The 11,721-nt window shown below is 58.1% G+C and carries 9 protein-coding genes; 7 read left to right on the forward strand and 2 right to left on the reverse strand.

What is annotated here, in order from left to right; translation table 11 throughout:
• The first annotated feature begins 283 nt into the window (after positions 1-283).
• The 6 genes from BUA15_RS05605 (at position 284) to csm5 (ending at position 7,364) form a co-directional block, all read left to right on the forward strand.
• Positions 284-1,171, forward strand: a complete 888-nt coding sequence (locus tag BUA15_RS05605) for a CRISPR-associated ring nuclease (protein WP_084660529.1) — start codon at positions 284-286, stop codon at positions 1,169-1,171.
• A 104-nt stretch (positions 1,172-1,275) separates the two neighbouring features.
• The gene (cas10, locus tag BUA15_RS05610) at positions 1,276-3,483 is read left to right on the forward strand and encodes a type III-A CRISPR-associated protein Cas10/Csm1 (protein ID WP_072714999.1); all 2,208 of its coding nucleotides are present in this window, start codon (positions 1,276-1,278) and stop codon (positions 3,481-3,483) included.
• A gap of 27 nt (positions 3,484-3,510) precedes the next feature.
• On the forward strand, positions 3,511-3,894 hold the full coding sequence (gene csm2 / locus BUA15_RS05615) for a type III-A CRISPR-associated protein Csm2 (protein WP_072715000.1): 384 nt from the start codon (positions 3,511-3,513) through the stop codon (positions 3,892-3,894).
• A 14-nt stretch (positions 3,895-3,908) separates the two neighbouring features.
• A complete protein-coding gene (gene csm3, locus BUA15_RS05620; RefSeq protein WP_072715001.1) occupies positions 3,909-4,685 on the forward strand; it encodes a type III-A CRISPR-associated RAMP protein Csm3 in 777 nt (258 codons plus the stop codon).
• On the forward strand, positions 4,682-5,689 hold the full coding sequence (csm4, locus tag BUA15_RS05625; RefSeq protein ID WP_072715002.1) for a type III-A CRISPR-associated RAMP protein Csm4: 1,008 nt from the start codon (positions 4,682-4,684) through the stop codon (positions 5,687-5,689). The genes csm3 and csm4 overlap by 4 nt, the downstream gene beginning before the upstream one ends.
• Positions 5,690-5,705: 16 nt before the next feature.
• Positions 5,706-7,364 (forward strand): type III-A CRISPR-associated RAMP protein Csm5, encoded by a 1,659-nt coding sequence (gene csm5, locus BUA15_RS05630; RefSeq protein WP_072715003.1) that lies wholly within the window; start codon positions 5,706-5,708, stop codon positions 7,362-7,364.
• A 60-nt stretch (positions 7,365-7,424) separates the two neighbouring features.
• Here the strand turns inward: csm5 and BUA15_RS05635 are convergent, their stop codons facing one another.
• Together BUA15_RS05635 and BUA15_RS05640 are read right to left on the reverse strand one after the other, a co-directional pair.
• Positions 7,425-8,900 carry a tetratricopeptide repeat protein gene (locus BUA15_RS05635; protein ID WP_072715004.1) on the reverse strand — a complete coding sequence of 492 codons (1,476 nt, stop codon included), beginning with the start codon at positions 8,898-8,900 and terminating at the stop codon, positions 7,425-7,427.
• 6 nt (positions 8,901-8,906) lie between these two features.
• On the reverse strand, positions 8,907-10,973 hold the full coding sequence (locus BUA15_RS05640; RefSeq protein WP_072715005.1) for an ATP-dependent DNA helicase: 2,067 nt from the start codon (positions 10,971-10,973) through the stop codon (positions 8,907-8,909).
• Between the two features lie 178 nt (positions 10,974-11,151).
• Between BUA15_RS05640 and BUA15_RS05645 the strand changes: the two genes are divergently transcribed.
• Complete coding sequence (locus tag BUA15_RS05645) at positions 11,152-11,553, forward strand: single-stranded DNA-binding protein (protein ID WP_245771938.1); 402 nt, start codon at positions 11,152-11,154, stop codon at positions 11,551-11,553.
• Positions 11,554-11,721: the final 168 nt, after the last annotated feature.

Consider the following 11,721-nt stretch of genomic DNA (forward strand, 5'->3'; position numbering starts at 1 on the left):
CAGTCCATGCCAGGCTTTAGCTTGACTGAAGAGGACCCTCAGCCTCTCGGACAGCTTCCCTGAAAGAGGAGGGTAAGTTCTGGTCGGTCTGAACACAAGCAATCCTACCAGGCACTGACGCCAGAACCAATCCCGCCACAGATCACCTTTCCCTTCTCTCTTTGGGGAGAGAGAAAAGACATAGGCATCTTGACATAAAAATTAAGGCTTCTTTCCTTAACACAAAAACAGGCGTTCTCTTTGCTGACCAATGCCAGTTGTAAGTCGTAAGGGGCCTGTTTTAATGGCGACTGTGGGCGAGCAACCTCAGGTGGTTACGCTCACGTTAGATCTCCTGGCAGGGCGGCATGTGCAGTTTGAAGAATTGATTCTTTTTCATACGGCGCCGCACTATCCAGCCCTCTCTCGCTCACTGGAGCGGCTCGAAGCTGAACTGGCACAATGGCCCGAGTATCGAAGGCTGCAGGTGCACTGGATTCTCTTCCGGGACGAAACGGGAAGAGCACTGACTGACATTCGCACCGAGCAGGAGGCCCGACAGGTGTTTCGGACCCTTTTTCGAGAGGTACTGCAGATCAAACGTCAGCGCCGCGTCATTCATCTGCTGATAGCCGGAGGCCGAAAAGTAATGGCCGCCTATGGGACAGCCGTAGCGCAGCTTCTGTTTGAAGCAGAAGATCACCTGTGGCACCTGATCTCAGAAGAGCCGCTGCTGAGATCAGGTCGCATGCATCCCGAACCTGACGATCCAGTGCACCTTGTACCCGTTCCCTTTGTGCGCTGGAGTGCGCTACCGCCCGCCGCCACACGCCTGGCAGTAACCGGAGATCCCTTTGAGGCTATGAGGATCCATGAGGCCTGGCTGGACGAGGAAGTCCGACGACAACGCGCCTGGTTTCTGCTGCACGAGCTTACACCTGGCGAACGCATGTTGCTGATCGCGCTGGCCCGCACTGGCGCTTCCAACCGAGAACTGGCGCAAAAGCTGGGCCGCAGCCCCAAAACGGTAGCCAACCAGTTGGCCGTCATCACCGATAAGTACCGGGCCTTTGCTGGACTGGCCGACGGCGTGCCCATTTCACGCGCTGAACTGGTGGCCCATTTTGCACCAGTTCTGGAATGGATTGACCTGGACTCGCAGGGACAGCCATCCTACAAAATATCAGGGTGAAATCCCTTGTGTTTACAGCATACGCATCCACAACTTTCATGAAGGCAGTGAGGAAAGGCGGAGCGATTCAGTAGAAGCTCAAGCGAACAGATCTCTTTACCCGCATGGAACAGGCATATGTGCAGTATCTTGGGACCCTGCTCTACATAGCAGGCCTGCTGAAGGCCCTGGGTGAAGAAACGAACCCCCGTGGGATACCATTAGTGGATGGGGTGCTCACGGCCTGCCCGGCCTTTCAGCCCCTGGCCCCCCGCCTGCAAGCAGCTGCACATCAAGCCGCCCACCAGCTGCCCTTCCAACGCCCCACCACCTGGCTGGAATCGCCCCTTCAATTTCTGCGTCTGCCCGGACGCCCCTGTCCCAATGCAACCCACGTCTATCGCCCCTGTTCGATGGTCGACGGTGTGGTATACCCAGTGCCGAGTGAACAGGTGACCGACGGGCCCGCCGCCTGCCGTAAACTCTGGCAGGAGCTGCAGCACGAAGCGCAACAGGTTCTACAGTCACTGCAGGACGTCGAAGCCGCCGCAGAGACCCTCTATACCCTGCTGGAGAAATACACGGCCTATGTGCCGGCTCCGTTCGAAGGAGCTCGGGCCATTTCGCTGTTCGACTTTGCCCGCATCACGGCTGCGCTGCAGCTATGCCGGACGAAGGCCGGACAGGAACCCTCCGTACGGCTGATCAAGGGGGACGTTTCGGGTATCCAGTCCTTTATCTATCGGGAACTGCGCGGCGATGAAACCGAAAATCCAGCGCAACTGCTCCGGGGACGCTCCTTCTTTGTCACGCTATTAGGACGTACCATCGTTCGCTATCTGCAACGCCAACTTCAGCTCCCTGATGGCTGCGTACTGTTCTGCAGCGGCGGACATTTTCTGATGATAGCGCCCAATACTGCCCATCTATTACAGCAGCTGGAACAGGAAGACCGACGCATTAACGAAGCACTCTTCCGAGAACTGGGTGGAGCTATTCAGCTGGTCATGGCCTCGGTCGCCGCTTCTGCCGCTGACGTAGAAGGCCAACCCACTGCCGTTCTGCAACAGCTTGAAGAAAAGCTGCAGCGGGCCAAACTCCGAAAAGGATGGGCCATTCTCGACACCCTCCTTGAGGGCTCCGACTCTGAAGATCCCTCGGTAGGTAAACTGGATCGCATTGGCCGAGCCCTGCCCTTTACCCGATACCTGATCGAAGTGCCCGGCGCCGAGCAGCCTGCCGAGCGGGAGCACGTCCGCGCCGTGCTCGAACTTCCAGGTTTCAAGGTGACCTGGTGGTTTGTGGCAGACGATTGTCTGGATCGGGTGCTCACCGGCCTGGGCGATCGTCGCGTGACCCTCTTCAACCTGCGCTCACCTCGCATTCCAGTGGTCGAGGCTCCCCGAACCGGCTGTCGTTTCATGCCAGCTGGCACCTACATCCCCATGACGATTGCTGGCTCCGGCCAGCGGCCGTGCACCTTTGAGGAGCTGGCTCGGATGGATAGCGAAAACTATCCGATGTTGGGCTTCCTGCGCATGGATGTGGACAACCTGGGAGCGCTTTTTGTAGTGGGATTGCGCGATGCGTTCAGTGAGCTTCCCTTTACCCTGCATCGAACCGCTGCGCTCTCCCGGGAGCTGGACCGCTTCTTTGGGGGCCACATTAACCGCCTGGCCGAAGGATACGATATCTACTTGGTCTATGCTGGAGGCGACGATCTGTTTGCCGTGGGCTCTTGGGTGCGCGTGCTGCGCTTCGCTCGAAGCGTGCAGGCAAAACTGTGCGCCTACAGCGGCAATAATCCGTCCGTAACCGTTTCGGCCGGTCTGTCCATCCATAAAGAACACTTTCCCATCACTGTGGCGGCCGAAACAGCCGGTGAAGAAGAAGAGCATGCCAAAAATGCCGGCAAAAACCGCATCGCGTTATTCAGTACACCAGTAGAGTGGAGTCAACTACCCTTCCTTCTGGACGAGCTAGCCGAGTCGCTGCTCCGATCCGTACAGGATGACCAGTTGCCCGACAATCAGCGCATTCCCCGGACTTTCCTGCACACTCTGCTACGCTACAGCTATGAAGTACTCGACCGCCAGAAAGGCTGCATCGACCTGAAGGCGCTGGCCCGACTCAATCACCTGTTGCACTATGCCTTTGCCCGACGTGGAGTGCATGAAGCCCTGCTGCACACGCCTTCCGACCATCCCAACCAACCGCTAGTCCAGCTCGCCCGCTGCTTTTTGCTGGAGCGTCCAGACCGCAGCGAGTGGTTCCGTACGTTTGTCATTCCAGCCGCGTACGTACTCCTGAAAACCCGAAAACAACGCGACTGAACCCGTGCAACAATCCGCAATACTACCATGAGCAAATTCTCTATTCCGGACGATCTGGCTCGGTGCAAGCCCGAAGAGATCGATCGGATAGCCGACCAGATGGGAAAAGCTTTTAAGAATATCAAAACAGCCCAGTTGCGCAACGTCTTTGCTCATATAAACCGGATGCGAACGCGCTGGCGCCACGATCAGGACTTCCAGAAGCTCCGCCGCGATCTGGTCATGCTCAAACCTCGACTGGCCTATGCTGCCGGCCGCCAGAGGGAGGTACGTGAAATGAGCGAGGCCTTTCGGAAGGCAATTAATGCCGTGCTGGCCTCTAAGGATTTCGGGGAGGCATTGCGCAACTTCTTTGACCTGATTGAAGCCGTGGTTGCTTATCACAAATACTACGGGGACAAGGATAACTAAACCAGGAATATACCATGGCCAGTTTTCTGGGAAATATCATTCTGAAAGGCAAAATGGAATGCCTGACCGGGCTGCACATCGGCGGCTCGAAAGAGAAATTTGAAATTGGAGGGGTCGATCAGCCCGTCATTCGCGATCCGGTAACGAACGAGCCCTACGTGCCCGGTTCTTCGCTCAAGGGTAAAATGCGAGCGTTGCTGGCTTTTGCGCTGGGCAAGGCAGACCAGGATCCGAACTACAAAACATTCGATCCTGACTGTCCCCTCCAGCGGGTCTTTGGCTCCTCAGCTGAAACGCGTAGCATTGGCCCCTCACGCCTGATCGTGCGGGATGCCTTTCCCGACGAGGAGACCCGGAAGCGATGGGAGGAAATGGAAACAGAGTTACTCTATACCGAGCTCAAAGCAGAAAACAGCGTCGATCGACTCACGTCAGCAGCCAATCCACGTTTTTCTGAGCGCGTGGTGCGTGGTTCGACATTCAATGTGGAGTTCATTTTCAGCGTGTATGAGCTGAAAGACCTAGATTTCTTCCCCTACGTCTTGGAGGGATTACGGCTGCTGGAGCATTCCTGGCTGGGGAGGAGTGGCACGCGGGGCTATGGACAGGTCGCCTTCCGGCTGGCCGAACCACTCGTGGTTACCCTGGAGGATTACCGCACTGGCAGCGACGCCTACCGACAGGCCAGCCGTCCTCACGAGGAGCTGAAGGAATTTCCACTGCGTCCCTCTGACTTCAATGCCCAACGCATCGCACAACTGAAAGAGAAATTTGCCCCGACACAGGGATGACGCTTCAGGTAATTTATCTGCATCCGCGTGCGTCATACCGGACGCCACTACGGTCTGATACGCTCTGGGGATTGCTGATGGTTGCCCTGCGCGTGGTAGCAGGAGATCGAGAAGCCGACGCCTTCATCGAAGCTTGCGCGGCCGGCCAGCCCCCCGTTCGACTTTCGTCAGCTTTTCCGTTTGTCCAGGAGACCACACCCGCAGGCGCATCGGTCATTCATCACTTTTTTCCCCGACCAACTCTACCGCCACCATCTCTGCCCGATTCAGCTACGACTGACCCACGCACACTCTTCGACCAGATGCAGCAGGGAAAGAAAACCAAATCGATTCAATGGATCCCGCAGGCTCTTTTTGAAGCGGTGCTGCAGGGTGAACTGGACGAAGCCGGCTTGCGCCGCGCCCTGCAGGCGTACAGAGGCCCCTGGCCCCGAGTAGCCGTTCAGGACAACCTGCATACGTCGATCGACCGTCTGACTGGCACCACCCGCCAAGAAAATGACTCCGGCCAGCTCTTTTACAGCCGGGAGTTTTATCTGGGACGCCGGCAGGGTCTGTTTTTCCTGTGTACCGGTGAGGTTGAGCGCCTCCTACCAGCCATACGCTACTTGCACCATACGGGCTGGGGCGGTGATAGCTCGGTAGGGAAAGGCCATTTCGACTGGCAACGCAGTACGATGACGCTCAAAGTGCCGGCCCGCCCCACCCATCGTGTGCTGCTGTCGCTCTATAGCCCGAGAACCGATGAGCTGGCTCACCTGCGGCGCCATCCGGAGCAGACCTGGTACCGTCTGGAGCGGCGGCAGGGCTATGCCGGGGCCCATCGGCTACCAGGTAGAGCCTACCGAAAACGCCCCCTGTATATGCTGGCCGAAGGAACCGTGGTACCCGATCCGGGTCATCCGCTGTGCGGCACGGTGCATGAAGTGCTGACAGTAGGATCCGTTCGGGTGCGCCACAGTGGTCTGGCGTTGGATGTACCAGCGTGTATCTCGAGATCGTAGCAACCGCAAGGCTGCCATGCCCATTACACTGAAGCTTGTAACCCACTCTCCGGTGCACATTGGTAGTGGTCGGAAACTGGAAACTTTTGAATACCTGATCCACGACGGCTATTTGTGGCGACTGCACCCCGACCGGTTGGCAGCCTTCCTGCTTGATGAAGCCGGTGACGCAGCGCTCGACCAACTGGCTGACTGGATCACTGGAGAAGCTGACCGGCTCAAGCAGGCACGTGGCAACCAAGAGCAATCGCGCATCCGCCAGTCGCTTACGTTCCAGACTTTTTTGCGGCGTGTTTTGGGCCGGCCCGATCTGAACCAGCGGCTGCTGGCACGACTGCCCGAGGTGGCCCACTACCGAATGCCCACTCCGCACCGACATTTTCGACAGCTTATTCGGGAACAGCTCAAGCAACCCAACGGACAGCTCTACCTTCCGGGCTCTTCGGTAAAAGGTGCCCTGCGCACCTGCCTGCTCTATCAGGTCCTGACCGAAGCCGACGAGGCCACTATAGACCGCTGGCACCGGCGCTTTAATGAAGAATTGCAGACATTAAAAGAGAAGGGGGGAACGCTACCCAGTTTTTTTGCTCGGTGGCTCGAACAGGAAGTCTTCTTCTGTGGCGTTAAGCGGGAAAACGACAGAGTGCGCTGGGGGGACGCCCAGTACGACCTGTTGAAGTTTCTGATGGTCAGCGACTCGACGCCGGTTTCGGCCGAAAAGGGCGTGGTGCTGAACGTGGCGCTCTATCTGCCCGGATCCAGACCTCAGCCCCAGGCGCCACCGGTGGAAGCGTTGGGCCCGGGGGTGCTCCTGGAAACGCGTATCGGCTTCGAGGTGTCGTTCCTGCAAGCCGCCTGGGCGTACTACCAGCAAAAACGCCAGGGCGTGGGCGAGCACATCTGGATTGGGCTTCCCGAGCGTTTTACCCGGCTCTACGGGTTTTCGCTGGAAGAAACGCATGCCCTGGCGTCCGAAGCGCTGGAACGGCGACTGTTGGAGCGAGTGCGGACGGCCGTCCAGAACTTCAGCCAGGCACTACGCGCCTTCGAAATTCGCTGGTGTGAACAGGCCGAGTGCGGCGAGACCCGCATCCTGGCCCGGCAGCTCGTGCGCTTCTACCGCCAGCTGCCTAACGACACGCTCCGCCTGGGCTGGGGCAGTGGGTTTGCCGCCCTGACCGTGTTTCTGGCGCTGCGAGATGAGCTGGCGTGGGAGGAAGCACTTGGGGAACTGCTGGCTCTGCGCTTTGGATTATCAGGTAATAATAGCTCATCTGTCACTACTTTTCCCCGATCCCGTCGTCTGACTCCGCAGGAAGGCGGGGTGCCGCCAGTCCTACCGTTCGGTTGGGTAGAGCTGCGCTGGCCCGGATCGCACCAACCTGCTCCTGAGGAAGCGGCCGCCACGGCACAGCCTGCTACCGCCGAACTCATCGCCTGGAAGGAGCAGATCGGCCCGCGCTCTAGGGATATCCTGGCTGAAGTTGTCGATAATACCCGGGCGCCTTTTCTGATACGGGTATTCGTACAGGGCCTGGAAAATGAAACGTTCCCCTGTGGTGGCGCCCGCCCGCAGAACTTACAGATCGGGCAGCGCCTTCGGGTAGAGGTGGCTGACTGGGACAAGAAGCAGCGGCGGCCGCGGATGTTTCGCGTCCAGAGCCTGCGCGTTTAAAATGCTGCCGGGACGTTAGCCCTCAGCATAAGGCACCTGAGAAAAAGGCCGAAATTTACCTCAGGACAGGGGTTCCACTGTGAGCGCTGACCAGCTCAGACGTCGCTTCTTGAGATCCATCGTGCGTTCGGCAATGCCCTGAACCCGAGCGCCTGAACGTAGCTTCAGCTGTCCTGCTATCGCAGGAGGAATGAAAATCCTCTCCCCGGTTTCCATCCTGACAAACGCAAATCCTTTCCCTTTGACCGGCTGATAGCGTCCCTGAAACGATCGGACCAGCTCCGGCAGCTGCTCTTCGGACCGAACTTCCAGGGCCAGCACGCGACGTCCCTGTCTCTTTAACCACACAGGTGTGCCCAGCGCCAGCTCGACAACCTGAGGGAAGGCCTCATGGGAAGCGGTGCACGTGCGCGTTGGCGTGAGGCGTATGAAGGTACGGTGTCTCTTTAAATCATGATGTACAACGATACCCAGGCTCTCCTGCACGGATAGATGTTCTGAAAGAAGCACATCAGGATCGATTTGGAGCGATGGTTCGCCAGGCAAGTTGCTGTGCTCAGCGCGTTCCTGAAACCAGCTGCTTTCTACCAATTGCGCATACACAGAACCGGGATGCCGCACGTCGCCCTCCAGCATTCGGGCGGCCTGGAGTTGAGAGGCAGCTTCATCGTAGCGTTTCTGCTGGGCCAGTAAACGGGCCAGGGTCACATGCAGCCGAAAACGCACTACCGGATGTTCGTGGCGCGCGCAGCGCAGCGCCTGAGTCCACGCTGTCAGGGCATGCAACGGACGATCCGGAAGGTTAGATTGCGCAACTTTCTCCCAGATCCAGCTTTTCTTTCGATGGGCTCGCAGCACCGGTGCCAGGAGGGGACGCGCCTCGGCAGTTCGGCCTTGGCGTAACCAGATACAGGCCAAGTGATACCTTGGCCATAGCTCTTCCTCAGGCAGGCGGGGCAGTGTTTCCTGAAGGTGGACCAGTGCCCATTGAACCAAGACAGGTGGTAAAGCTCTGGGCGGCAATTTGGCCAGCGTTTTGGCAACGTATCGTACGAGCCGGAGCTCCAGCGACGGAAAAACTCGACTCGCCCTTATGTATGGCTTTCGATCCTCGGGGCGTAGTGTATCGAACGCCTTTACACGGTAGAAAAACTGCAGTGCCCGCTTCCACGGCACATAGAGCTGGCACGCCTGAAGCAGCATAAGGCTCTGTAGCAGATCAGCCCGGTGCAACCGGTGAAGTTGTTCGTACTCTTCGAATACCTCTGCAATCTGGCGTGCCAGACGATTCGGTAATCGATCGAATGCTCTCCTTCGGGCTCTGATCTCTGAGACGCACTGCTTCAACCGATGGTATAACTTCCAGCCCCACTGCCGGGCGAACAGATCATCCTGTTGTACCAGCGGGCGATGTTGCTCGACAAAAGACCGGGCCTGTTCGTATTGATCATGAGGAAGCTCTAGAAACTCTTTCGTACCCGGAGGAAAATCTCCGAGCAAGAGCATTCCTAATCGTTCGATAAAGATTGTCTCCATACCTCTTCATATATCAGGCTGGAGTAGCGTCCGTATGCGCTCAAACAGCGCAGGAGCAGTCAGGCGGCCCACCGGCCGGGCGGTAGTCCATTCCTGTCGGCGATTGTAGTAAAAATCGATGGTTACCTGTTCGGCTTCCTGGCGAAAGTGAAGGCGCAAGGCATAGGGCAACTGCTCCCAGCGCAGGAGCTGAATACCGGTCCCCTCAAGGCATTGCCGGGCGCGTTCCAGGAACGCCTGGAGGAACGGATCTGCGGGCAGGGCTTCCGAATCGGTAGGGTCAGGCGCAAGGAGCACCTGCCGAAAAATCGCCAGCGCCTGCCGGGCCAGTGCCGGATCGTCATCGCCTCCTAAGGTAACGATCTGGCTGACGGTTCCATTGGCCCGGTGGTAATACTGGACGCGGGCGGTTCGGTCGCCCTGGTGCAGGTAATACCGTACACTGTAGGGCAGGGGTTCAACCTGACCGATCTGAATTCCTGTCTGTGTCAGGGCTTGCTGAAGGCGCTGGTGGTATTCCTGAAGTACGGGAAGCGCAAAAGTGATGGCCTGATCCGTAGCCAGAGTGACCTCTTCAGCAGGCATGGGGCTGGCTGCAGTGGGCACCCACTGCAGCTGCGTGTAAGCATCGAACCGGGGCGCGCCAACCACCCATAATTCCTCCTGGGCTCGGGTGACGGCCGTATAAGCCCACCGAAAGAATTCAGCATGTCGATATTGCGGCCAGTCTTCAAAGAGGACAACCGCCCGGTGCCATTCGCCACCCTGCGCTTTGTGCACGGTGAGCGCATAGCCATAGCGGACGTGCAGCGCATTAAAGTAGGGATCCCGAAGCAATTCAAGCCAGTAGGCTTGCGTTCGGGGGCGCAGATCCGGATGGCGCTGCTGGAAGTCGATCAGCAGGGCCTGGATCAGGTCAGGCGAAAGCTGCCCGTCCGGGCTTTCCAGCAGGTTTTCAAGTATTTTGCACGGGATGCGGGATGATGAGGGATTCGCATCATGAGGGACCAGCACGACGTCGCGAAAGTACAGGTCTACAGCCGGGCGCCCCCGGCGGCCAATGCGGCGGTGCTCTACCCGGGACGCCACCTCCACGACGCGCATTAGATCCCCGTTAAAAAGGTTGTAAGATGGTGCGTTGCGGTTGACAAGCAACAGATCGCCTACCTGCAGTGGCAGGTGGTCCCGGCCCCATAGGTGCTGGCGAATGGCTGCGTTGAGCTTATGAGCCAGCGCGTTGGTGCGGCACAGCAAAACCACGGTTTCCTGCTGGCGATAGCTCTGAGCAACGGCCTCAAGGGCTTCGGCCAGAGAGATCGATCGAATGCTCGGCGGGTGCGCGGGAATCTGGAAGGTGTTAAAGCGCCGTGCGACCAGTGCATCACGAAGCTGCGTCGCTATGTCAAGAATAGGGTGTCCGGCCTGCTGGCGGTACACCGTCCGCAAATGCGCCGTTTGTGCTTCCAGGGCAAACCGGCGGCGCAGGTAGCGCGGCGAAAGGGCGGGCGAGAAAGACTGGCCGACCGGTGGCAATTGGGCCGGATCGCCCACAAAGAGCAGGCGAATAGCAGGGTCCTGCCGCCGCGGAACCAACCGGGTGTAGCACAGCAGATCATAGAGCAACCGCCCTGATCCAAAACGGTACAGCTCGGAGGCACCTGCGATGTCGCCCACCATGGATGCTTCGTCCACCACGATCAGGCGAACATCTGGGTTGGCAGCGCGCAGTTGAAAGTGCAGGCGCAGGCCCAGGGGATCCGCAGGCGGGGCGTCGCTCGACCCCGAGGCTGGAGTGAGCAGCTGGGCGCGATCCAGCACATAGATGAGGCTGTGGAGGGTGCGTGCAGGTTGCTGCACGAGCGCGGAGAGCAGGCGGGCCGCCCGGCCCGTAGGCGCCGCCAGTTGCACTCCGATGCGCTGCCGGCTAAGCTGCGTCACCAGATAGCGCAGCAAGGTTGTTTTCCCAGTGCCTGCACTGCCGGTCAGGATGAAAACTGGCGCGGCGTCAGGATCATTCAGCCATTTCAGGATGGCGTGGAGCGCTCGGTGTTGTTCGTGTGAGAGTTTGTCCATTGAGGGTACGGCCTTACAACCATAGAATACCACTGGATACGGAATGCCGCGTAAGGCAGCGGGCTCCCATTTGGAATTTCGGAAGCTATAGCCGGAAGTTCTTTAAATAACAGAATTCAATGATATCAGACAGTATATTACAGGCGCAATATGGCGTCATAAACCGGACCTTTGCCCTGTGGTTCGGTGGAGGAATACGGTGATGGGGCAGGAGCATCTGCAACGAACAGTCAATCAGGTAATTTTGCTGGGGCGTCTGGCAGTACTGCCTGAGCGGATGTCCGAGGAGAAGGGCCTTCCGGTCTGCCGAATGCAGTTGGTCACCGAGGAGTGGACGCATGACGCAGCCGGCGCGTTGACTACGCGAACCGAGCATCATGTGCTGCAGGCTGAGGGGGCTCTGGCCGACTTCTGTCTGCAGCGGCTTGTGCCAGGGCAGCAATTGTACATTGAAGGGGTGCTCCGGCGCAACGAACAGGCTGCTCATGGACAACCCTGGCCGGTGGTAGTGCACGTGCAGAAGCTGCTGGTGGCTTCGTGGAAAACGGATATTGAGGCTGAAGACAGGGAACCTCAATAGGTAGACATTTTGTATCAGGAATTGGTGGATTTGTTTCGGATCGATAGAAGAGACGTGAGGTGGAGGAGTGACATAAAATTGTCACAGGGATGATAACAGCGTCTCTTCATTGTTTTTTGACAGAATGATGTTTTAAAAATGCCGTTTTTGATTGCAAGAAGGCCACAT

The organism is Rhodothermus profundi (assembly GCF_900142415.1).
In the GTDB taxonomy this organism is placed as follows: Bacteria; Bacteroidota; Rhodothermia; order Rhodothermales; family Rhodothermaceae; genus Rhodothermus; species Rhodothermus profundi.

Excerpts from the sequence above, each read along its gene's own strand:
- csm2 (WP_072715000.1), top strand. The coding sequence starts at position 3,511 with ATGAGCAAATTCTCTATTCCGGACGATCTGGCTCGGTGCAAGCCCGAA.
- csm5 (WP_072715003.1), top strand. The coding sequence starts at position 5,706 with ATGCCCATTACACTGAAGCTTGTAACCCACTCTCCGGTGCACATTGGT.
- BUA15_RS05605 (WP_084660529.1), top strand. The coding sequence starts at position 284 with ATGGCGACTGTGGGCGAGCAACCTCAGGTGGTTACGCTCACGTTAGAT.
- BUA15_RS05640 (WP_072715005.1), bottom strand. The coding sequence starts at position 10,973 with ATGGACAAACTCTCACACGAACAACACCGAGCGCTCCACGCCATCCTG.
- cas10 (WP_072714999.1), top strand. The coding sequence starts at position 1,276 with ATGGAACAGGCATATGTGCAGTATCTTGGGACCCTGCTCTACATAGCA.
- csm4 (WP_072715002.1), top strand. The coding sequence starts at position 4,682 with ATGACGCTTCAGGTAATTTATCTGCATCCGCGTGCGTCATACCGGACG.
- csm3 (WP_072715001.1), top strand. The coding sequence starts at position 3,909 with ATGGCCAGTTTTCTGGGAAATATCATTCTGAAAGGCAAAATGGAATGC.
- BUA15_RS05635 (WP_072715004.1), bottom strand. The coding sequence starts at position 8,900 with ATGGAGACAATCTTTATCGAACGATTAGGAATGCTCTTGCTCGGAGAT.